Genomic DNA, 22,194 nt, shown 5'->3' with positions numbered 1-22,194 from the left:
GAGTTGACTATGGCCAACACCCCACAACACGACAACAGCGCCAATCCCTGGCTGGAGCTGCGCCGCCTGACCCCGGCGCGCATCGCCCTGGGCCGCACCGGCACCAGCCTGCCCACCGGCGCCCAGCTCGACTTTCAGTTCGCTCACGCCCAGGCCCGCGACGCCGTGCACCTGGCCTTCGACCATGCCGGCCTGCGCGAGCAGTTGAGCGAGCGCGGGCGTGACAGCCTGTTGCTGCACAGCGCCGCCGCCGATCGCCACAGCTACCTGCAACGCCCCGATCTGGGGCGCCGGCTGCACGAAGATTCAGCACAACGGCTGCGCGAGCATGCCCAGGCCAACCCCGGTGGCGTTGACCTGGCCATCGTCGTCGCCGACGGCCTCTCGGCCCTGGCCGTGCACCGCCACACCCTGCCGTTTCTCGCCCGCCTGGAAGAACAGAGCGCCGCCGACGGCTGGTCAACATCACCGGTGGTATTGGTGGAACAAGGCCGGGTGGCGGTAGCCGATGAGGTGGGTGAACTGCTCGGGGCGAAAATGACCGTGATCCTGATCGGCGAACGCCCGGGCCTGAGCTCACCGGACAGCCTCGGGCTGTACTTCACCTACAACCCCAAGGTCGGCCTCACCGACGCCTACCGCAACTGCATCTCCAACGTGCGCCTGGAAGGCCTGAGCTACGGCATGGCTGCCCATCGCCTGTTATACCTGATGCGCGAGGCCTGTCGGCGGCAGCTGTCGGGGGTCAATCTGAAGGATGAAGCCCAGGTGCAAACACTTGAGTCAGATTCGGATACGCCGAAAAGCGGAAATTTCCTGCTGAGTAAACCTTGAGATCCTAGATTGCGTTTTCTAATTGCTTTCAGGCAGCATCTACCAAGGCTGTCGGCGACTTGCCGTAAACTCCCATGGACTCTGAGGCCTGCTTATGCGAATCATCCAAGCAACCCTGGAACACCTGGACATACTGGTTCCGCTGTTCGTCAGATACCGCGAGTTCTACGGCCAGTTGCCCTACCCGGACTCCTCGCGCTCGTTCCTCGAGAAACGCCTGGAGCGTGGCGAGTCGATCATCTACCTGGCCCTGCCGGACGATGACGAGAGCAAGCTGATGGGTTTCTGCCAGCTCTATCCGAGCTTCTCGTCGCTGTCGCTCAAGCGCGTGTGGATCCTCAACGATATCTATGTCGCCGAAGACTCCCGGCGCATGCTGGTGGCCGACCACCTGATGCGCGCAGCCAAGAAGCTGGCCAAGGAAACCAACGCCGTGCGCCTGCGGGTGTCCACCAGCAGCGACAACGAAGTGGCGATGAAAACCTACGAATCCATCGGTTTTCACGAAGACACCGAGTTCAAGAGCTACATCCTGCCTATCAACTCGGACTGATCCGAGCGCAACGGCAGGCACCACGCCTGCCGTTCACATTCATTCGACATCCGCCGCTACAAACTGCGCAGGCACAATCTGTTCGTAGCCGTATAATGCGCCTCTTCATTGTGTGTGAAACTTTACCCATCTTCCGGGTAGCGACCGTCCGCATTCGCACTGCCAGCCATCGCAAGCCCGTCGCTCGGGTCAAGAACACAGGTGCTGTACATGGATTTCAACCCGCTGGACCTTATTCTGCATCTCGACGCCTACCTGGACCTGTTGGTCAACAACTACGGCCCGTGGATCTACGCGATCCTGTTCCTGGTGATCTTTTGCGAGACCGGTCTGGTGGTCATGCCGTTCCTGCCGGGTGATTCCCTGCTGTTCATCGCCGGCGCCGTGGCTGCGGGCGGCGGCATGGACCCGGTGCTGCTCGGCGGCCTGCTGATGGCTGCGGCCATTCTCGGCGACAGCACCAACTACGTGATTGGCCGAACGGCGGGCGAACGCTTGTTCCGTAACCCCAACTCGAAGATCTTCCGCCGCGACTACCTGCAGCAGACCCACGATTTCTACGAGCGTCATGGCGGCAAGACCGTGACCCTGGCGCGCTTCCTGCCGATCCTGCGCACTTTCGCACCGTTCGTCGCCGGCATCGCGAAAATGCACTATCCGCGCTTTCTCGGCTTCAGCGTCGCCGGCACCGTACTGTGGGTCGGCGGCCTGGTCACCCTCGGCTACTTCTTCGGCAACGTGCCGTTCATCAAGCAGAACCTGTCGCTGATGATCGTCGCCATCATCCTGCTGTCGCTGGTGCCGATGATCATCGGTGTAGTGCGCAGCCGCATGGGCCGCAATGAAGCCAAGGTTCACTAAGCCCGGTTTATGTGGTCGCTGAGCGCCTGGCGCCGTCGTCGCACCCTGGCCCGACATCCGCTCGACCCGCAGCGCTGGCAGCGGGTGCGCGAGCGCCTGCCGATGCTCGATGGCCTCAGCGACGAGGAAGACCAGTGGCTGCGTGAAGCCTGCGTGTTGTTCCTGCACGACAAGCACCTCAGCGCCCTGCCCGGGGTCGAGCTGGACGGCGAGCAGCGGCTGTTTCTCGCCGCCCAGGCGCAACTGCCGCTGCTGCACCTGGGCGAGCTGAACTGGTACCAGGGTTTTCACGAAATCATCCTCTACCCCGACGACTTCGTGAGCCCGCAGCGCCATCGCGACGCCAGCGGTATCGAGCACGAGTGGGACGGCGAGCACAGCGGCGAAGCCTGGCAACAGGGGCCGGTGATCCTCGCCTGGCCGGGGGTGCTGGCCAGCGGCGGCTGGGAAGGCTACAACCTGGTGATCCACGAACTGGCGCACAAGCTCGACATGCTCAATGGCGACGCCAACGGCCTGCCGCCGCTGCACAGCGACCTGCGCGTCAGCGACTGGGCCCAAGCCATGCAGGAAGCCTTCGACGACCTCAACCGGCAGCTCGACCGCAACCCCGATGCCGAGACCGCCATCGACCCCTATGCCGCGGAAAACCCGGCAGAATTCTTCGCCGTCACCAGCGAATACTTCTTCAGCGCCCCGGACCTGCTCAACGACGCCTACCCCGCGGTGTACCAGCAATTGCGCGGCTTCTACCGCCAGGACCCGCTCGCCCGCCTGCAGCAGCTGCAGCACCATCACCCGCATTACCAGGACGCGCAGGACTGAGCCTGCCGGACATCCGGCCGGGCGTGGCAAGCGCGCTGGAATGTGCCTATAATCGCGACCAATTTTTGGCCAAACATGGGGGCACTGCCCAATGAGCTACAGCAAGATTCCGGCTGGCAAAGACCTGCCGAACGACATCTACGTCGCCATCGAGATTCCAGCCAACCACGCGCCGATCAAGTACGAGATCGACAAGGACAGCGACTGCCTGTTCGTTGACCGTTTCATGGCCACCCCGATGTTCTACCCGGCCAACTACGGCTACATCCCCAACACCCTGGCCGACGACGGTGATCCACTCGACGTGCTGGTTGTTACCCCGTACCCGGTTGCTCCAGGCTCGGTAATCCGCGCCCGTCCGGTCGGCATCCTGAACATGACCGACGACGGCGGCGGCGACGCCAAAGTCATCGCCGTACCGCACGACAAACTGTCGCAACTGTACGTCGACGTCAAAGAATACACCGACCTGCCTGCCCTGCTGATCCAGCAGATCGAGCACTTCTTCGCGAACTACAAAGATCTCGAGAAAGGCAAGTGGGTCAAGATCGAAGGCTGGGATGGCGCTGACGCCGCTCGCGCCGCGATCACCAAGTCGGTTGCAGCTTACAAAGGCTAAGCAACCCTCAACAAAAAGCCCCGCAAATGCGGGGCTTTTTATTTCAGGGCAAGAACACCCCATTCAAGGTGGGAGCGGGCTTGCCCCGCGATAGCTGACCGTCAGCCACATCGCATCGCGGGGCAAGCCCGCTCCCACAGCAAAGGCAACTACCTTCTCAAGCCCTATTCATTCCCAAACCCACATCATCAACAATCGCCTTGGCGAACCCGCTCAGATAAAAAGCGGCCCACATCATGTCGCCGTCTTCATCCATAACCCCGGCCCGGGTCAGCTTGTGCACACATCCCAGCAGGGTTGAAGCCTGCTCCAGCGCGTAATCACACGGCACGCCTGGCGTAATCCGAAACAGCCCCATGGGCAATTGCTGGCTGCTGATAAAGCTTGTGACACCTACCGTCTCGTCGCACGAATCCTCGTTCATGCCACTACTCCCTCTTCCACGGCCTGCAGCTTGCGCAACGCATGCTCGACCAGCGTCCTGGCCATCTCGGCCGAATGCAGCACATTCATCAGCATGCCCTGACCAGGTTCATTGACGTGGGTTCGGCAGAATTCGTCGGTGGTTTCGTGAATACCGCGCAGCAGTTCGCTGGCGTAGGCCAGGGAATCAGGAGGGATCAGGTCGCTGTGAATGGAGAAATAAGGGGTGGTGAAGCTATTGCGGGAAATATCGGAATACGGTGGATCGGGGACGATCTTCTTCATGGCTTAACTCCCAGTCAATTCAGGAGCCTCCACCTCAATCCTTCTCACAAGATTAGGGTGGCAGCTGTACGCGGGGTGAGAAACCGAGGACATAGGAAACTCGGCCAGACCGAAGTCTGCCCGCGCACAGCCGCCATAACATGGCTGCTCTAATGTCATCGGGTTTCTCACGCCCGGTAGCCCACAAGCGACCCGAGGAAGTTAGACCCGATGCATTTTTCGAACAACAGTGAAAAGGCAGCAGCGTGCGTAGGATAGTTCCGAACGCCATTTAAGTGGATTTTTTTGCCGCGAAACCTCCTACACCAGCCTAAGCAAACACCTGTAAGCCAGACAATTTCCCGCCCTCAAAATGAACCTCGCGTTTATAGCCCGGGCTATGCAAGCCCACTAGACTCGGGCCTCATGAATACATCCGGTGATCGTCTCAAAGCGCTCCTGAGCGAGTGCAACCTGTCCCCTTCCGACTTTGCCGCACAGCGCAAGGTCACGCCGCAGCATGTCAACAACTGGTTCAAACGCGGCGTGCCCCTGGCGCGCCTGGATGAAATCGCCGAACTGCTGTGCGTGCGCAGCCGCTGGCTGCGCAACGGCGAAGGCCCCAAGCACCCCAACCCCTTGCCGCGCCTCAACAGCCAGGCCGCCCGCCCGGGCGTCGAAGGCCCCGATGCCAGCCTGCTGGCGGCGCACAACTACAACGACATCCAGCTGCCGTTCTACGGTATCCAGGCCCGCCAGCTGAAACCGCTTGATGACCGCTACCTGCGCTTGCCCATCCGCGCCCTCGACGCCCTGGGAGTCGACCCTGGCGACGCCCTGTGCCTGAGCATGCCCGGGCACAACATGAGCCCGCTGCTGCCACGCGGCACAACCCTGGCCGTCGACCGCAGCCTCACCCGCGTGGTCGAAGGCGAAATCTACGCCCTGCTGCACAACGGCCGCCTGCGCATCAACAGCCTCAGCCGCCGCGCCAACGGCGCCTTGCGCCTGCACAGTCAGGACAGCGACGAATACCCGACCGAAACCTACAGCCCGGCGCAACTCAAGACCCAGCGCCTGGAAGTACTCGGCTGGGTTTTCTGGTGGGGCCATCTGCGCGACAGCCGCCCGGCTTGAGCGTCGGGGGTGATTTTTTGCTGGGCATCGCCGGCCAATCCCAGTATGCTACGCCGCACATTTAGCCCGGCGGCCCAGCCCGCCCGCGGCCCTGGCGCGGCACCCCACAGCTTGCCCGCCACCTCCCGGCCCCAGCGCCGGAGCAACGATTTTAAGGCGGTTGCGGCTTACCAAAAATTAGCCAAGCCCGTCCCCGGAAGCCGGCCACAAGCCGGCTTTTTAATGCCTGCGATTCCACGCCCCCGCCCCTGCTGAATATGCCCGGAAGACATTCATCTCCAAGGCTACCGGTACGCTTTCATTTTTCAGGAACATCCCCGGCACTACATTAAATTCGACGGCTAAATCGCAAAAATCATTTAAAACCTCATTAATACAGGCGCGAACTCCTCTTAATCTTTAATCAACAACTTACGGAGGCGCCACCATGCTGATTTTCTTCAAATCATTGATCATCGGACTCTGCATCGCCGCGCCCGTCGGACCGATCGGCCTGCTGTGCATTCAACGCAGTCTTTCCCAGGGTTGGCGCGCAGGCTTTGCCACTGGCCTGGGCGCGGCGACCGCCGACTCGATCTACGGCTTTATCGGGGCGCTCGGCATTACTGCGCTCATTGCCACGCTGGTCAGCTGGAAACCCTGGTTGTGTATCTTCGGCGGCGCGTTCCTTGCGTATGTGGGGTATCAGATAATCAGATCGAAAGACAAAGCCGAGTCCCTGACGGGAGAGCGAAGCAACATGCTCACGGCCTATACCACCACCTTGTTCCTGACGCTGTCGAACCCGATGACGATCCTGTCCTTCATCGCCATATTTGCCGCCATGAGTGACGGTATCGGCGGCGAGCAAGGCAGTACCCTGTCAGTGGCACTGATGGTCGCCGGAATCTTTCTCGGTTCTGCGGCATGGTGGCTGGGGTTGAGCGGCTTCTCCTCCGCCTTCAAAGCCAGGATGTCCGGCGCAAAGCTGCGACTGATCAACTACTGCTCAGGCACCGCGATCAGCCTGCTCGGCGCGTACCAGATCGTCAGTGGCGTGATGCTCAGTAGCGCTGCGTGAACCGCAACCGAGCTGTGTATCGACGTAGGCGCCAAAGCGTTCGATGGCAACGCGGATCTGCTCGAGCGACACATTGCTGAAGGACAAGCGGACTTCCCGGGTGCCGTGTCCCAACAATGAGAACAACGCGACCGGAAAAACGATGACCCTGAAGGCGATGGCACACTCTTTCATCTGCGCCTGGGTAAATTCAAAGGGCAGTTTCAGATTGATGAAAAAGCCGCCTGCCGGGCGATTCCACGACACCCCGGGCTGATCGGCGAATGCCTGTGCAAGGCACTCAAGCATGTAATCGCGCTTGCGTGCATAGGCCGCCACGCGAGCGGCGTTCAACTGCACCAGGGAAAACTGGTTATCCAGCAGCAAACCGCCGACGACCGCCTGGCACAGCGCCGGTGTATGCACGCTCACCAGGCTTTTGCTTTTACGCAATCTGGCCGCCCACTCGGGTGCATGAACGCCTTGCGGTGCAACCACATAGCCCATGCGCAAGCCGGGGAAGATCGATTTTGCAAACGAGCCAAGATAAAAGACCCGCTCGCTGTCGAGTGCCTTCATCGCAGGCAGCCGATCGCCTTCGTACCTGAAGTAACGGTAGGCATTGTCTTCCAGCACATAGAAATCGCACGCCCGGGCGATGTCCAGCATGGCCTGCCGGGCATCGAAGGACAGGCTGTCGGCAGTCGGATTACTGAAGTCAGGAATGGCATAAATCGCCCGCACCTTACGCCCCTGACACTGCACGGTGCTGATGAAATGGCGCAACGCGCGCGGGTCGAGAAAAGTGGCCATGGGTACGGCAACAACCTCGATCTTCAACAGTTTGGCAATCCCGGTTATGCCGGAAAACACCGGGTCAGGCACCAATAGCACCCCACCCTTGTCGAACAGTGCCAGCAGCGCCAGTGTCACTGCTTCCTGAAAACCCTGACACACCACCAGGCAGTCCGGATCAACCGGACACAAGCCTTCGTCGACCCGCATGTGCTCGGCCAGTAACTCGTTGATGATCCCTGCCGTTGCCGAGTACTGGCACAGCAATGTCGCCACCGATGCAGGCTGATCGAGATACCGCGTGTAACTGGCCAGGCCACGCTCGATCGACGCCGGATCGCATTGCTCATCGTCCGGACGGCCAGAGGCCAGTGAAATTGCCTGCGGATGCTCGCCCGTCAATGAGTTCAACAAATGAATGACATTCAACACTGGCTCATCAAAAACAGAAGATTCACTGATAGTCGACACCTTGTCGCTCCTGTAAAAAAACAACGGGCCACCTGAGCCCGTTGTTCAATTGCCGACACTTTTGCGCGCTATTGGCGTGTCGCTTGCTCAGCCGTCTGAAACGCTTGCAGCAGGTCATCCTGGAGGTCTTCCAGCGCTTCCAGACCAAAGCACAAGCGCACCAACCCCTGGCCAATGCCCATCAGCGCTTTTTCTTCGTCAGTCATTGACGCATGGCTGCCGCTAAAGGGTTGGGCAACCATCGACGTGACACACGCCATGCCTGTACCGGTTCCGAACCATCTGAGCGAGCGTGTGAAGGTTTTATAGACCGGCACCAGGTCACGGCGAATATCGACAAACACGATCCCGCCATAGCCTGTCAGCTGCTTGCCATCGATGTGCGGGTAGTAAACCCGCTCGATATAGGGGAGGTCCTTCAGATAGTTGAGCATTTGCACGGTGGTCTTGCCGTGCCGCTCCATGCGCAACTCAAAGGTCTGCATGCTTCTGCGCAACAACCAGGCGCTATGGGGCGTCAGGATTGAACCCGAATAAAAGCGCCCTTCCAGCAAGCGCTGGTAAAGTGCCTGGTCATTGACCATTACCAGCCCACCCATGACATCGCTGTGCCCTGAGAAGTACTTGGTGGCGCTGTACAGCGAAATATCCGCGCCCCAGGCCAGCGGCTTTTGAAACAACGGCGTCGCCCAGGTGTTGTCGACCACGATCAACGCCTGGGGATTGATGCTCTTGACCGCCGTCGAAACGGCCTGGATGTCGATATCCTTCAAGAACGGATTGGTCGGTGTTTCAAATATCACCATGTCGACCTTCGCCGGCAAGGCTGCCAACCCCTGCGCACAGCTCAGGTCGAGGATGCTCAATTGCACACCCAGGCGTGCTGCGTAACGCTGGAAAAGTTTGTACGAACAACCGTAGATAAGCCTGTTGATCACCAGCGAATCGCCCGGTTTGAGCAGTTCGAGCACCATGTAGAGTGCACTCATGCCCGTGGCGTAGGCCAGGGCATGTTCGCTCCCTTCAAGGGCCGCAACGACTTGTTCAAGCTCGCTGACGTTGGGATTCGCCTTTCTCGAATAGAAAAATGCCGAGTCGGCGCTGAAAGCACTGCATTGATAAAGGGGCGTGACCGCGGGTTGAGCGCCATGGTCATCCACCCGGATGTGCAACATCTCGGTCGAAATGTTCATGCCTTGCTCACCAGTTTGATGACTTGCTCATACATGTTCTGTTTGCCTTCATAGCCGACGGCTGGCGTGATGTCGTTTTGCGCTATGCCGATTTCCTCGATCGATTCAGTGGGAAAATGGGCACGGTCAAACACTTCATGCAGGTTGGAATTCACCCCCGCTGGCAGCCAGACTTCAGGGCCCAACTCGTCCACTCGAGCCTTCGCGATGATGAACCGATAGCTTTCAAACGGCCGCAGCGTCAGGGTTTTCCACTCGCTGCTGTGGCCATCGGCATAGTTTCGACGCAGGTACACGCTTTGCTCCCGGTCAAGGGTGTTGAGAACCTGGGCGTGCAATGAAACGATGTCGCCGTGCCATCCAAACTTCCTTTTCTCGTACGCAGTCAACGCCTCCTCGCGCAACTCGACCGGCTGGCCAGCGGGCAGCTCGGGCAACAACCTGAAGTGGGCATCATGACCGCATTGAGTACAGCAACCCTGGCTATCCAGGCCGATATTCCTGGCGTTCAGCCCGTAGCGGGTGACCAGCAAGGCGCTGCAGTTGTTGCAACTGGTATTGGTACCGTCGACATCATTCACGTTGCCCAGATAGACATGCTCGACCCCCATCGACCGGGCAACGTCCCTGGCCTTGAGTAACCGGTCAACCGGTGTGCGGATGCTGTTGCTCATCTTGTAGTCGGGGTGGAAGCGCACAAAGTGCAACGGCACCTCTGGGCCCAGCTCATCCAGGACCCACTGGCTGATCGTGCGTGCGGTGTCTTCGTCATCACTGATATCGGTCACCATCAACGTGCTGACTTCGACATACTTGCCCGCGTCATAGACTTTCTTGATACCCGCCAGCACCGGCTCAACCCAGCCGGTGGTGACCTTGCGGTAATACTCGGGAGAAATGGACTTCAGCGAGATCGAGAAAATATCGATGACCGGCAACAGTTCATCGATCGCTTCCTCGCTGATGAAAAAGGCCGATTTGTACAGGTTGATCAAGCCAGCTTCTTTGGCCAGCTTGGCCGTGTCCAGAATAAACTCATGCCAGACCACTGGATCATTGTAGGTCCACGACAGTACGCGAATACCGTGCTGCAACGCGGTTTCCACGACCTGTTCGGGGGTGTAGTAATAAACGTCCTTATCGGTAACGTATTTGGCCTGCGAGGTTTTCCAGTTATGGCAGTAGCCACAATTGAGCATACAGCCGATATTACCCAGCGAGAGAATCCGCTCACCGGGTGCGAAGTGGAAAACAGCCTCGGTTTCGATGGTCTCCTCGGTACTATGAACACCCTTGCCATAGTTCAATGTAACTAAACGTCCGCCGCGATTGCCACGCACCTTGCAAAAGCCGAGCTTGCCTTCCTGAATGACACAGTTACGCGGAGAAAGATGACACTTTACTGCGCCGTCCGGCAACAGCTCTTCCAACTTGGCCGGGGTGCTTTGCAGGGTCCAGGTTTTATTATTGAGATCGTTCACTGTTTATTCCTCATCCATCAGCACAGTAGTTACATCATCGGTTAAGTACGCAGCCGCTCGCGCGCCAGTCACTGACTGCCGAGGAGGGTTGTTGTTATGGTTTTAAATCAGGAGGCGCTGGCCAGGCCGTGATTGGTCAGCGAAAAATGCCGGGCATTGATGGTCATGAATGGTTGAATCAACGGACCGATCACCAGCAGGAACAGAAGCGTCCCGACACCAAACGGACCGCCCAGCAACCAGCCGGTTGAAAAGATACCGATTTCAATGAACATCTTGGCCTGGGTGAATGACCAGCGCCATTTGGCGACCATGGTCAATACCACCAGGTCCATGATGCGAATACCAACGCCGCTCATGATGATCAGCGCCGAGGCATAGGCACAAAGCAGTAAACCCAGGGCCAACATGGCATAGGCATTAAGGTGGGGGACCACATGGCCCTCCAGGTCGAGCACCGTCCACAGATCGATCAACAACCCCGTCAGGGTGGTCGTGATGAACGGGCTGATCGGCGGATATTTCTTGTTCCAGAGCATCCACCAGGTCAGGAAGATCAGCGACACAATCGCCGAGCAGACGCCCATGCCGACCATCAGGATTTGATTGAAGGCAATAATAAGCACATCCAGCGGGTCGGTTCCGAGGTGACTCATAATGAACAACTTGGCACCCAGCGAGAACAGGCCGACACCGACCAGATACATGCACACCTGATCAACTTTCAAGTGGCGAAAGCCAAATAATTGCCCGGTGAGGTACTGGCGAAACGAAGGGTAGTTATTGTTATTGCAGCCGCGCGTCTTATTCCCCATACGAACTCCATTTCCAAGGAAAGACCTGGCCCGTGATCCGCGGACCGGGAAATAATTCTTATTATGTCAACGCCGTTCCCAAGCGACTCTTCGAGCGACGAAATTAGACTAGCATCGCACTATTTTTTGATGCATTATTTTTTAATGAAAAAGACACCTTTTTCATTAATTTCTTTGCTTTTGCCAGAGGAAATCTACATGGACCGTATAGACATAAAAATCCTCGCCGCGGTGCAGACCTCGGGCCGAATTTCCATCACCGAGTTGTCTCGGCACGCTGGTCTTTCTATCCCCGCGACCACTGACCGCTTACGCAAACTCGAAGATGCCGGGGTGATCAAGGGCTACAGCGCCCAGGTCGACCCCGTCAAACTCGGATACGGCATCTCGGCCGTGGTTGGCATGACCACCTTCAAGCCAGCCAAAACCAAGTTGATTGCCCTCCTTCAGGAAATACCCGAGGTCGTCGAGTGCCTGCACGTAACGGGTAACGATTCTTACCTGATCAGGCTCTACGCCAAATCCATGGCTGATATCGAAAACACCATCGCCAGGATCAATCCCTTTGGGGAGACACGCACCAGCATCGTACTGTCAGAACCCATCGAGCGACGAAAACTGGCGCCGTGAAGCGCGACATCGATCTTCAGCTACTTTCTACGCAGTCAACCTGTCCTGAATGAATGGAGGCCTCATGAAACTGATCGGCATGCTCGATTCCCCCTACGTACGCCGCGTCGCGGTATCGCTGGAGCTGTACGGCATCACTTTCGAGCACCAGGCGTTGTCAGTGTTTCGCAATTTTAACGAGTTCGCCGCGATCAACCCGGTGGTCAAGGCACCCAGCCTGGTCCTCGACGATGGCACGGTGTTGATGGATTCGACGCTGATTCTGGATTACTTCGAAGCCCTGGCCGTGCCCGCTAAAAAGCTATTGCCGCAAGACTCTCTGGCCCGCGCCAGCGATTTGCAGGTGATCGGCCTGGCGCTGGCAGCCAGTGAGAAGTCGGTGCAGATCTATTACGAACACAACCTGCGCCCGCAGGAGAAACTGCATACGCCCTGGCTCGAGCGGGTGACCGGGCAGTTGCTGGCGGCGTACGCACAGCTCGACGGGCTACTTGCCGAACAGCCGACGAAATGCCCCAGCCTGCCCTTGAGCCAGGCGGAGATCACCACGGCCGTGGCCTGGTCATTCACTCAATACGTGTGCGCCGAGGTAGTTGCGGCCAGTGAGTTTGCGCATGTGCAGCGTCTGGCTGACAAGATTGAAGGCCATCCGGCGATGCTCAAGTATCCGATCGAATAGCACCTGCCGCCAAACCCTCGCGCAACATCTGCACGAAGGCATCCCTTGACGGATGCCTGCCCGCCTGGGCATGCCAGTAGAAGGCGTTGCTGATGGCCTTGAGTTCGGCGAACTCATGGCCAGTCCAGCCGGCGCCTTTGCGGTATTGCTCGAAAATGCCCCTGGGCACCAGCGACACCCCGGCGCCAGCACTCACGCAACTGACGATGGCGCCATAGCTGGCGATGCCGACAATCGGCAGCTTTTGCCCCTGTTCGAGTAGCCAGCGCTCCAGCGCCGCCCGATAAGGGCAGCCTTCCGGCCACATGAAAATGGCCTTGCCCAGCAGGTCTTCAGCGCTGCGAATCGGTCCGAAGGATTCAGGGGCGATCAGTACCAGGTCCTCCTGATACATGGGCGTGCGCTTGAGCAACGGGCGCTCGACCTCCACCGCGACAATTGCACCGTCGAGTCGATGGTTGAGCACGTCATCGAGCAGTTGCGACCAGGTACCCGTGCTCAGTTCCAGCGAAACCTCGGGGAAGCGCGCATGGTATTCCGCCAGCAATCGCGGTAATCGGCCACTGGCCGAAGACTCGATGGCGCCGATGCGCAAGCGCCCGCTGGGTAAGGCTTGCGGGCTCAAAGCAGCCTTGGACTCTTCAGCCAGGGCGAGCATCTGGGTGGCGTATTCGAGAAAGGTTTCCCCCGCCGGGCTGATCTTCAAGCCACGCCCATGACGCAAGAACAGCGGCACGCCCAGCTCCTCTTCCAGCGCCTTGATCCGCGCGGTGATGTTCGACGGCACATAGTGCAATACCTCGGCCGCACGGGCGATGCTGCCGGTGTCGTAAACCGTCTTGAACATGCGAATCTGCATCAGCTCCATACATCACCCAAAGTGAACGATCCGTTCAGTATAAGTCGATTGTGGTGAGCAGATACCTTTCTGATACTGAAGCTCCACGCCTCTGGAGCCTCTTGCGATGCCACGCGCCCACCCCTTGAAAATCGTTCTGGCGACACTGTTCGTGGTGTTGTGCTGGGCCTATTCACCCGCGGGTATCCATATCGCCCTGCAAGGTTACGAGCCGGGACATCTGGCCCTGGCGCGGTTTATCGTGGCGTCGCTATTCATGGCGTTTGTTGCGGTGTGGCGCGGCATCAGCCTGCCGCGCCCCAAGGACTTGCCGCTCTTGATACTGCTCGGGCTTTTTGCCGTGTTTGGGCATCATGTGGCGCTCAACTTTGGCCAGCGCGGAGTAAGCGCCGGAGCCTCCAGCGTGCTGGCGCAGTCGACGCCGCTGTTCACCTTGCTGATTGGCTTTTTTGTCCTGCGTCAGCGCGTCAGCGCCTGGCATTGGGGCTGCCTGGTACTGGGGATGCTCGGTGCGGCCATTGTCGCCGTCGCTGATCGCGGCTTGGGCACACTCGATGCCCATGGTCTGCTGGTGCTGTTGGCCGCGCTGTCGTGGAGCATCTACTTCACCCTGCAGAAACTTCACGGCCATCGTTACGACGGCCTGACCATGGTGTGTTACACCGTGTGGACCGGCACGGCGTTGTTGCTGGTGTACCTGCCAGGCCTTGGCGCTGCGGTGACTGCGGCGTCGCCACAGGCAAACCTGGCGGTACTGATCCTCGGCGTGTTTCCCAGTGCCCTGGCGTACCTCGGTTGGGCTTATGTACTGAGCCATTCCGACGTCAGTCGGGCGTCCATGGCGCTGTACCTGATCCCGCCCTGCGCAATATTGATTGCCGCCGTTTTGCTCGGCGAACAACCTTCACTGCTGGTGGTGCTCGGGGCACTGGTGGTATTGAGCAGCGTGCTGGCCTTGAACCTGACGCCGGGCTTGTCCTGCCCTAAGCCGGCGCGGCAAATTTCACCTTGAAGTAGTCCAGCAGGTTTTGCCCACGGCGAAAGGCCTTGCGCACCTCGTCACTTTCTTTGAGCAGCGCCTCGCTGGGCACCGCATGCTGATCCACCGGCAATGGCCTGGACCACTCCCGCACCCCCTTGGGAAACATCGCTCTGGGGCGATTGTTGACCCAGTTGGAGAGATGGCACGGCAAGGTCCAGCCACCGAACGCCTGAACGAACAGAAAGCCAAACACATACTGCAGCCACGGAAAGTTGTCGCGATAGCCGAGGCGGGCCATATGGAAAAACGCCACCGTGCCCTCCTCGAACTCTTCTGGCGGCGGCGCAGGCAAGGCAGCCGGGCCCTCTTCCATGTAGACGCGAATCGCCTCCCATTCGGCAACTGCACCGCGCAGGCTGCCACAGGCCACGGTCAGCCACAGGACGTTACCGCTTTGCGCGTCGCGCAGGCCGATCATCAGTTTGAACTCGGGCATCACCGCGTATTCGGTGACCAATTGCCCGGCCGAAACACAGGCGATGACCTCTTCCCAGGGCACATACTGGGGTGCAGCGCCCTTCTTCGGCACCATCGCCACTTCGCGGCGCTGGCGATTGAAGCGGATCGGTGGCTGGACGCTGACCTGGCGCACGGCCAGGCAAAATATGACGACGTACATCAACGCCAGCAGCCCGATAAAACCCCAGATGGGCGGCGATGCGAGAAAGTCGTAGACCCCCTCCCAGAACGGCTCAAGCCTACGCCGCACCCAGGCCCCGAGAAATGCCGTCATCACCACGCAGCTCACCACCCCCATGACCGCGGCAATACCGCAGCGGGCCATGAATTCGAAGTTGCCCCGGCCGATGCCGAAGTCCAGGTAGACCTCATTGGCATCACGATGCAAATGCCGGTAGCTGTAGGCTTCTATACCCGTGGGCAAGGGTTTGGGCGACAGGTAGACGATCTGGGTACCGGAGACTTGCTCGAAGTCTCCGGCATGGGGCAGGCGCTGGTATTTGCTGTCAGGCATGAAAACGTTCCGAGTCCTTTCGACAAGGAAGGCACGCCAGGCGCGCTTCCTATGAATAACGCCGCACAGTATCGCGCAAATAGTCATCCAGCAGTTGTGTATCACCGCGCAGCCTCGGCAAGGTCGGCGAGGTTTCGGCGCGCAGCAATTCGCTGTCGATAAACTGCTGCAGCAACACCCGCCGTGGCCCGTAGTCAGCCTCGACCGCCTGGCGCTTGATGCGCAGCAACTCATCGATCTCGGCGAGCATCTGCGGCTCGCTCAGGGTGCCCGCGAGCAGATCGGCAAAGGCCGTCGGTGGCATGCCCAGGCCCAGGTCGATCCAGCGCACGGCCAACAGCGAACGCAGCACGTACAGGTACTTCTTGAAACGCACCTGCGTGCCCTGGAGGAAGTCGCGGTGGTTCTTTTTCGCCATCGACAGGTAGTGGTGCCGCGCCGCCCTGGCGCTGTAGAACTTCAGCGCCAGCGCCTGGAGCGACTCCACTGCACCCGGTTCAGCGCGGTACACCAGCGGCGAACCGAGCCATTCGAGCAGGGTCGGGTTGGAGTTGCGCAGCAGCTTCAGGGTCTTGCGCAGTTCCCAGCCGCTGATGTCCAGTTCGTCGGTCAGCGGCCGCTCGATGACGTCGCGCGGCTCATCGATGCGCAGGTACCAATCCTGGCGCGGGACGTAGATGAAACGCACGTCGAAGTCGCTGTCGGTGGAGGCAAAACCCCAGGCGCGGCTGCCGGATTCGCAGGCGTAGAGCACGGTGACGTCGTGCTCGCGCTCGACCCGGCGCAGCTCTTCAAGCACCCACTCGCGCATGGCGTCCGGCAGTGGGTGACGGTCTTCCTTGTTCATGTTCGTATCCTTGCACTCGGGCGCCTCAAGGCGCCCTCTCTATCCTTTGACGCACACCACCTGACGCAGGGTGTGCACCACTTCCACCAGCTCACGCTGGGCTTGCATCACCGCGTCGATATCCTTGTAGGCCATGGGGATCTCGTCGATCACGTCCTTGTCCTTGCGGCATTCGACATGGGCGGTGGCGCGTCGCTGATCCTCGACGGTGAACGCCTGCTTGGCCCGGGTGCGGCTCATGACCCGCCCGGCGCCGTGGCTGCAGGAGCAGAACGCCTCTTCGTTGCCCAGGCCGCGAACGATGAAACTCTTTGCCCCCATGGAGCCAGGAATGATCCCCAGCTCGCCCTTCTGCGCCGACACCGCGCCCTTGCGGGTGACTAGCACGTCGTGGCCAAAGTGATGCTCGCGCTGCACATAGTTGTGGTGGCAGTTGACCGCTTCGAGGTTGGCCTCGAAGGGTCTACCGAGCACTTTGCGCGTGGCGGCGATCACCGCGTGCATCATCAACGCGCGGTTCTGCCGGGCGAAGTCCTGGGCCCATTCCACCGCTTCGACGTAGTCGGCAAAGTGCCGGCTGCCTTCTTCGAAATAGGCCAGGTTGCGGTCCGGCAGGTTGGCGATGTGCTGGCGCATGTCGGCCTGGGCCAGTTCGATGAACAGGTTGCCGATGGCATTGCCAACTCCGCGCGAACCGCTGTGCAACATGAACCAGACGCGGTTGGCTTCATCCAGGCAGACCTCGATGAAATGGTTGCCGCCGCCGAGGGTGCCCAGGTGCTGGCGGTTGTTGGTTTTCTCCAGCTTCGGGTACTTGTCGGTGATTGCCTTGAAGCGCGCCGCCAGGTCGTGCCAGGCATGGTCAGCCATGGCCGGCACGCTGTCCCAGGCCCCCTGGTCGCGACGACCGAAGGTCTTGCCGTGGGGCACCGCTTTCTCGATTGCAGTGCGCAGGCCATGCAGGTTGTCCGGCAGGTCGCTGGCGGTCAGCGAGGTGCGCGCGGCGATCATGCCGCAGCCAATATCGACGCCGACCGCCGCCGGGATGATCGCGCCCAGGGTCGGGATCACGCTGCCGATGGTCGAGCCCTTGCCCAGGTGCACATCGGGCATCACCGCCAGGTGCTTGAAGATGAACGGCATCTTCGCGGTGTTCAGCAGTTGCTCACGGGCGCCCTCGTCCACCGGGACGCCGTCGGTCCAGAGCTTGATCGGCTTGCCGCCGGCCACTTCGAGTATGTTCATTGTCGTACTTCCACTTTTATCTGTTGCTGCCGGGCTGCTTGAGCCCGGCAAACCTCATCCGGCCTTGATGCTGACCAGTCCATTCAACACCTGATCCAGGCCGCCGAACACCGAAATCCGGTCGATTCGCTCGGCCACCCGTTCCAGGGTTTCCAGTTCCTTCAGGCGCAGGGCCGTCGGGTTGTCTTCCATGACCTTGGCGGTGTTGAGCAGCGAACGGGTTGCCGAGGTCTCTTCGCGGCGGCGGATGACGTTGGCCTGCGCCGCTTTCTCCGCCTCCACCACCTGCGCCAGCAGGGCCTTCATCTCACCTGGAAGGATGATGTCGCGCACCCCCAGGCCGCTGACTTCGATACCGCTGCCGGCGAGTTTCTCCTGCAGGTACTGGCTGACCGAATCGTCGATCAGTTGCTTGTTTTCCAACAGTTCATCCAGCGTTCGGGTGCCCACCGCCGCCCGCAGGCCGAACTGCACCTCGCGGTACAGGTGCTCCAGCGGTTTGCTCAGTTGCGCGAACGCACCGAGCACATCGCTGTAGCGCCAGTTGGCCGCAAGATTCAGGCGCAGGCTGACCTTGTCGCGGGTGAGGATTTCCTGCCCGCTGATTTCCATGGCCTGGATGCGCATGTCGACCAACTCGACACTCACCTGGCGGCTGAAGCGCCAGAAGCCGTACTGCCCGGCGCCGAGCAACTCGACCACCACGCCATCGACCTTCAACACACCGACATGAAAGGCCGGCACAGACGCCAGCAACACCGCGTCCAGCCCGGCCAGGTTACGGCTGCGCAATTTCGGCTGGTTGAGCTGGGCCACCAGGGCGCCGTCCAGGCGATAAGTCTGGCTCAGGTCGATGCGCTGCAGGGTCTGCGCGCTCTGGCCTTTCCAGTACAGCTGGCGGCTGCCCGGGGCCAGCAACTCGACCAGGGCACCGTCCTCAAATCGCAGGCCGGCTTCGTTTTCCGCCAGGTCCATGCGTTCGAAATACTGCTCGACCAGAGCCGGCTCGCTTTGCCGCAGGTAGCCGGCCAGGCGATGTTCGAACAGCGAAGTATTGAGGCTGAAGGTTTCCACCGTCAGCCGGTTGTGCAGGTCGAAACGCTTGTGCACGCCAGGTTCGAGGATCGACACAAAGTCGCCTTCGCAGAACAGCAGGCCGCGTTCGTTCTTTTTCACGATAAAGCGTTTCAACAGTTTCATCTTGATCATCCTGTGCAATTAATCCTTGGTGCCGGTGCTGCCAAAGAGCCGAGCGCTGCGGGCGTGGCCCGGAGGAGTCAGTTGCCGGGACGTCCTGTCCACTGACCGCATCCTGCGGTCCGGCAACTGCCTTGCTCCGGGCCCGGCCGGCAAGCCGGGCAAATCGGCGGTGGGCGTGTGCGCTCCGTGCGCACCTTGCAGCCTTCCCTGGCTACGCCCCACCGGCGGGTACAACATTCGAGATACCTTGGAGGGTATGTAAGGTTCGAGTCAGGCCTCGAGACCAGCGTCTCCGTGAGGAGCCACGCTATCGACTGCTCGTTGCGGCGGCGGCATGCACGACACCAACACCTGGGGTGGGCTCGTGCACCGGCGGGGACATAAACCCCGTCCCGTTGGCCAGCTTGGCGATGCGGTCGAGGGAGATATTGCGAGGGGCGTGCCAGGTTTTGATTTAAAGACAGAATAAATTTTTATCTTATTGATTTATAAGGATTTTATTTTAACAACCATAAGCAAATGAAATTTCTCAGCCCACAACAAACAAGATTTTTATATATGATGAGATAGGTATTTATCTTTTGAGCTAAATAGAAATGAGCAAGCGTAGCGTCGCCATCGGTTTTCTCGGCACCACCCTTGATCGCAACGGCAAAGGTGCCGCGCGCTGGCAGCGCTGGCGCCCAACCATCAGCCTGTGCCAGCAAGCGCAAACCCCGATCGATCGCCTGGAGCTGATCCACGGCACCAGCGCCCGCGATCTGGGCCTGGCCGAGCGCATACGTGACGACATCCAGAGCATCTCGCCACACACCGAGGTGCGCCTGCAGCCCATGGTCCTGCGCAACCCCTGGGACTTCGAGGAGGTCTATGGTGCCCTGCACGATTTTGCCAGCGCCTACCCGTTCGATACCGAGCACGAGGACTACCTGGTCCACATCACCACCGGCACCCACGTCGCGCAGATCTGCTGGTTCCTGCTCACCGAGGCGCGCTACCTGCCGGCGCGGCTGATCCAGACCTCGCCAGCCCGCGGCAAGGAAGACACGGCCGACCCGGCCGGCACCAGCACGCTGATTGACCTGGACCTGTCGCGCTACGATCACATCGCCTCGCGCTTTCAACGCGAGCAAGCCGACAGCCTGAACTTTCTCAAGGCCGGTATCGCCACCCGCAACGCCGCCTTCAACCGCTCCATCGAGCAGATCGAACGTGTGGCGCTGCGCTCGCGGGCGCCGATGCTGCTGGTCGGCCCGACCGGCGCGGGCAAATCCTTCCTGGCCCGGCGCATCTATGAACTCAAGCGCGCTCGCCACCAGTTGGAGGGGCGCTTTGTCGAAGTGAACTGCGCCACCTTGCGCGGTGACGGCGCCATGTCGGCACTGTTCGGTCACAGCAAAGGCGCCTTCACCGGTGCCCAGAACGCCCGCGAAGGTTTGCTGCGCGCAGCCGATGGCGGCATGTTGTTCCTTGATGAAATCGGCGAGCTGGGCGCCGACGAGCAGGCCATGCTGCTCAAGGCCATCGAAGAAAAACGCTTCTTCCCGCTGGGCTCGGACCGCGAAGTAGAGAGCGACTTCCAGCTGATTGCCGGTACCCATCGCGACCTGCGCAGCCGGGTCGCCGAAGGGCTGTTCCGCGAAGACCTGTACGCACGCATCAACTTGTGGACCTTCGAGTTGCCGGGGCTGGCCGGGCGCAGGGAGGACATCGAGCCGAACATCGATTTCGAACTGCAGCGCCATGCCCGCGAACAGAACCGCCAGGTGCGCTTCAACCTGGAGGCCAAGCGTCGCTACCTGGCCTTTGCCAACTCGCCGCAAGCGCGCTGGGCCGGCAACTTCCGCGAGCTGTCGGCCTCGATCACGCGCATGGCCACCCTCGCCGACAGTGGGCGTATCGACGAAGCGCTGGTGCTGGAGGAGATCGAGCGCCTGCAGCGCGCCTGGGGCCTGGCGCAGGGAGCGGACCCGCTCGACGCGCTGCTCGGCGACAAGGCGCTGGACCAGTTCGACCGCCTGCAACTGCAGGCCGTACTCAAGGTTTGCCGCAACGCCCGCACTTTGTCCGAAGCCGGACGCCAGCTGTTCGATGTATCACGCCAGGAAAAAGAAAAGCCCAACGACGCCGACCGCCTGCGCAAATACCTGGCGCGCTTTGGCCTGGAATGGAATCAACTCAAGGGTTGAACAGGGTGCTAGAATTCGCGCCCTCTTCGGCCGCATCTGGCCGAGCACTACCGAAAAAGGACTCTCGGCCATGTCATTGCTGACAGCTACCCGCCTGCATCTCTACTCCTTCGGCCTGCTGGCCGGCCTCAGCCTCACCGCCGCCAGTGCCTACGCCGACGAAGCCACCGACCAGGCCGTGCACAAGGGCCGCTGGCAAGGCATGGCCGCCATGGCCAACCTGTACCTCAACGACGCCACCCCGGCCGAGCTCATGGATGCCGGTGACAAGGAAAAGAGCGAGCACGACAACTATGCCGGCGCCCTGGCCTTCTATCTGACCGCCGCCCGCCTGGACCCGAAGAACGCCTTCGCCTCTTACCAGGCCGCTGCCGCGCTGTCGTCCATGGACAGCCCGGAACTGGCCGCGCAATACCTCGACCAGGCGCGTGAGCGCGGCTTCTGGCAAGCGGTGATCCTCAAGGAAGACGACGAACTGGAGCCGATGCAGAAAGACCCGGCCTACCAGAAGCTGCTGCAAGCCGCCGAGAAGAACTACCCGACCCAGGCCAAGGACGCCGGCCTCGCTGCGTTCAGCATTCCTGAAGGCAAGGCGCCGGCTGGCGGCTGGCCAGTGGTGGTATGGCTGGCCGGTTTCGGCACCGAAGGCGTCAAGGGCACCAACATGCGCGCCGACCTGGTGGGCGACAAGGCCGTGCTGGTGGCCCTGAACGGCACCCTCAAACGCGACGAGCATCAGTTCATGTGGCAGCGGCAATCGGTCGAGCCGACCGAGCAAGCGGTGGCCGCGGCCCTGAAGAAGCTGGAAAAAGACACCCGCATCGACCGCTCGAAAGTTGCCCTGATCGGCTTCTCGCAAGGCGCCGAACACGCCGCGCACCTGATCGCCCAGTACCCGCAGAACTACAGCGGCGCCGTGCTGCTGTCGCCGGGCGGCTTCAAGATCCCGTTCACCGTGCAGAAGGCCAAGGACAAGCGCCTGGTCGTGGTTCATGGTGCACAGGAGCATGAAAGCAACCTGCAACTGACCGCCACCACCGAAAAAGCCTTCGCCAGCAACAACAAGGTGCAGAGCCACGAACACCCTGAAGGCCACACCTTCCAGGACGACTGGCGCAAGGCCTACCCTGGCTACCTGGATTACGCCCTGGGCCTTTAAGCCCGGCTTAGACCTAGGTCGTAGCCCTGAGGCTTGCAAGCATGATGGCACCCTGATGTAT

At 60.4% G+C, this 22,194-nt stretch carries 23 protein-coding genes; 12 read left to right on the top strand and 11 right to left on the bottom strand.

What is annotated here, in order from left to right; all coding sequences use genetic code 11:
• The first annotated feature begins 9 nt into the window (after window positions 1-9).
• From eutC to ppa, 5 genes are all read left to right on the top strand, one after another.
• Window positions 10-834 carry an ethanolamine ammonia-lyase subunit EutC gene (gene eutC / locus JV241A_RS02610; protein ID WP_115085138.1) on the top strand — a complete coding sequence of 275 codons (825 nt, stop codon included), beginning with the start codon at window positions 10-12 and terminating at the stop codon, window positions 832-834.
• Between the two features lie 94 nt (window positions 835-928).
• Window positions 929-1,387: a GNAT family N-acetyltransferase gene (locus tag JV241A_RS02605; protein ID WP_115085137.1), complete on the top strand. Its 459-nt coding sequence runs from the start codon at window positions 929-931 to the stop codon at window positions 1,385-1,387.
• Window positions 1,388-1,597: 210 nt separating this feature from the next.
• Complete coding sequence (locus tag JV241A_RS02600; RefSeq protein WP_115085136.1) at window positions 1,598-2,248, top strand: DedA family protein; 651 nt, start codon at window positions 1,598-1,600, stop codon at window positions 2,246-2,248.
• A 9-nt stretch (window positions 2,249-2,257) separates the two neighbouring features.
• Entirely contained in the window at window positions 2,258-3,073 is an 816-nt protein-coding gene (locus tag JV241A_RS02595; RefSeq protein ID WP_134061314.1) for a M90 family metallopeptidase, read from the top strand.
• A gap of 91 nt (window positions 3,074-3,164) precedes the next feature.
• Window positions 3,165-3,692 (top strand): inorganic diphosphatase, encoded by a 528-nt coding sequence (gene ppa / locus JV241A_RS02590; protein WP_007933577.1) that lies wholly within the window; start codon window positions 3,165-3,167, stop codon window positions 3,690-3,692.
• Window positions 3,693-3,849: 157 nt separating this feature from the next.
• Here ppa and JV241A_RS02585 read toward each other — a convergent pair whose 3' ends face one another.
• Window positions 3,850-4,116 carry a DUF3077 domain-containing protein gene (locus JV241A_RS02585; protein WP_134061313.1) on the bottom strand — a complete coding sequence of 89 codons (267 nt, stop codon included), beginning with the start codon at window positions 4,114-4,116 and terminating at the stop codon, window positions 3,850-3,852.
• A complete protein-coding gene (locus tag JV241A_RS02580; RefSeq protein ID WP_134061312.1) occupies window positions 4,113-4,400 on the bottom strand; it encodes a hypothetical protein in 288 nt (95 codons plus the stop codon). The genes JV241A_RS02585 and JV241A_RS02580 overlap by 4 nt, the downstream gene beginning before the upstream one ends.
• A 405-nt stretch (window positions 4,401-4,805) precedes the next feature.
• Between JV241A_RS02580 and JV241A_RS02575 the strand changes: the two genes are divergently transcribed.
• Together JV241A_RS02575 and JV241A_RS02570 are read left to right on the top strand one after the other, a co-directional pair.
• Window positions 4,806-5,516 (top strand): XRE family transcriptional regulator, encoded by a 711-nt coding sequence (locus JV241A_RS02575; protein WP_115085132.1) that lies wholly within the window; start codon window positions 4,806-4,808, stop codon window positions 5,514-5,516.
• A 427-nt stretch (window positions 5,517-5,943) separates the two neighbouring features.
• Entirely contained in the window at window positions 5,944-6,576 is a 633-nt protein-coding gene (locus JV241A_RS02570) for a LysE family translocator (protein ID WP_115085131.1), read from the top strand.
• Here the strand turns inward: JV241A_RS02570 and JV241A_RS02565 are convergent.
• The 4 genes from JV241A_RS02565 to JV241A_RS02550 all read right to left on the bottom strand — a co-directional run bounded on the left by JV241A_RS02565 (window position 6,505) and on the right by JV241A_RS02550 (window position 11,310).
• Entirely contained in the window at window positions 6,505-7,821 is a 1,317-nt protein-coding gene (locus JV241A_RS02565) for a PLP-dependent aminotransferase family protein (protein WP_134061311.1), read from the bottom strand. The genes JV241A_RS02570 and JV241A_RS02565 overlap by 72 nt on opposite strands.
• 68 nt (window positions 7,822-7,889) lie before the next feature.
• Window positions 7,890-9,014: a PLP-dependent transferase gene (locus JV241A_RS02560; RefSeq protein WP_115085129.1), complete on the bottom strand. Its 1,125-nt coding sequence runs from the start codon at window positions 9,012-9,014 to the stop codon at window positions 7,890-7,892.
• A complete protein-coding gene (gene amrS / locus JV241A_RS02555) occupies window positions 9,011-10,495 on the bottom strand; it encodes an AmmeMemoRadiSam system radical SAM enzyme (protein WP_115085128.1) in 1,485 nt (494 codons plus the stop codon). Before amrS ends, JV241A_RS02560 begins: the two co-directional genes overlap by 4 nt.
• A 107-nt stretch (window positions 10,496-10,602) precedes the next feature.
• On the bottom strand, window positions 10,603-11,310 hold the full coding sequence (locus JV241A_RS02550) for a hypothetical protein (RefSeq protein ID WP_115085127.1): 708 nt from the start codon (window positions 11,308-11,310) through the stop codon (window positions 10,603-10,605).
• 198 nt (window positions 11,311-11,508) lie between these two features.
• Between JV241A_RS02550 and JV241A_RS02545 the strand changes: the two genes are divergently transcribed.
• Both JV241A_RS02545 and JV241A_RS02540 read left to right on the top strand, forming a co-directional pair.
• Entirely contained in the window at window positions 11,509-11,940 is a 432-nt protein-coding gene (locus JV241A_RS02545; protein WP_115085126.1) for an Lrp/AsnC family transcriptional regulator, read from the top strand.
• A gap of 64 nt (window positions 11,941-12,004) precedes the next feature.
• Entirely contained in the window at window positions 12,005-12,619 is a 615-nt protein-coding gene (locus JV241A_RS02540; RefSeq protein ID WP_115085125.1) for a glutathione S-transferase family protein, read from the top strand.
• Here JV241A_RS02540 and JV241A_RS02535 read toward each other — a convergent pair.
• On the bottom strand, window positions 12,600-13,487 hold the full coding sequence (locus JV241A_RS02535) for a LysR substrate-binding domain-containing protein (protein WP_134061310.1): 888 nt from the start codon (window positions 13,485-13,487) through the stop codon (window positions 12,600-12,602). The two genes, JV241A_RS02540 and JV241A_RS02535, sit on opposite strands and share 20 nt — an antisense overlap.
• A 97-nt stretch (window positions 13,488-13,584) precedes the next feature.
• Between JV241A_RS02535 and JV241A_RS02530 the strand changes: the two genes are divergently transcribed.
• Window positions 13,585-14,490 carry a DMT family transporter gene (locus tag JV241A_RS02530; protein ID WP_134061309.1) on the top strand — a complete coding sequence of 302 codons (906 nt, stop codon included), beginning with the start codon at window positions 13,585-13,587 and terminating at the stop codon, window positions 14,488-14,490.
• Here JV241A_RS02530 and JV241A_RS27590 read toward each other — a convergent pair.
• From JV241A_RS27590 to JV241A_RS02510, 4 genes are read right to left on the bottom strand one after another with little or no spacing between them, the layout of a single operon-like run.
• Entirely contained in the window at window positions 14,462-15,493 is a 1,032-nt protein-coding gene (locus tag JV241A_RS27590; RefSeq protein WP_134061308.1) for a DUF6708 domain-containing protein, read from the bottom strand. The two genes, JV241A_RS02530 and JV241A_RS27590, sit on opposite strands and share 29 nt — an antisense overlap.
• A gap of 49 nt (window positions 15,494-15,542) precedes the next feature.
• On the bottom strand, window positions 15,543-16,340 hold the full coding sequence (locus JV241A_RS02520) for a nucleotidyltransferase domain-containing protein (RefSeq protein WP_134061307.1): 798 nt from the start codon (window positions 16,338-16,340) through the stop codon (window positions 15,543-15,545).
• A 39-nt stretch (window positions 16,341-16,379) separates the two neighbouring features.
• Window positions 16,380-17,585, bottom strand: coding sequence for an RtcB family protein (locus JV241A_RS02515; RefSeq protein WP_134061306.1), 1,206 nt, complete (start codon window positions 17,583-17,585; stop codon window positions 16,380-16,382).
• 54 nt (window positions 17,586-17,639) lie between these two features.
• Window positions 17,640-18,785, bottom strand: a complete 1,146-nt coding sequence (locus tag JV241A_RS02510) for a slipin family protein (RefSeq protein ID WP_115085267.1) — start codon at window positions 18,783-18,785, stop codon at window positions 17,640-17,642.
• Window positions 18,786-19,381: 596 nt separating this feature from the next.
• Here JV241A_RS02510 and rtcR point away from each other — a divergent pair.
• A complete protein-coding gene (gene rtcR, locus JV241A_RS02505; RefSeq protein ID WP_115085119.1) occupies window positions 19,382-20,974 on the top strand; it encodes an RNA repair transcriptional activator RtcR in 1,593 nt (530 codons plus the stop codon).
• 70 nt (window positions 20,975-21,044) lie between these two features.
• Window positions 21,045-22,133 (top strand): dienelactone hydrolase family protein, encoded by a 1,089-nt coding sequence (locus JV241A_RS02500; protein ID WP_134061305.1) that lies wholly within the window; start codon window positions 21,045-21,047, stop codon window positions 22,131-22,133.
• Window positions 22,134-22,194 lie beyond the last annotated feature (61 nt).

Origin of the sequence: Pseudomonas sp. JV241A (assembly GCF_900275665.1) — a bacterium.
GTDB classification, from domain to species: Bacteria; Pseudomonadota; Gammaproteobacteria; order Pseudomonadales; family Pseudomonadaceae; genus Aquipseudomonas; species Aquipseudomonas wadenswilerensis.
Note: the sequence above shows the minus strand (reverse complement) of the source record. Positions and strands in the feature narration are given on the sequence as shown.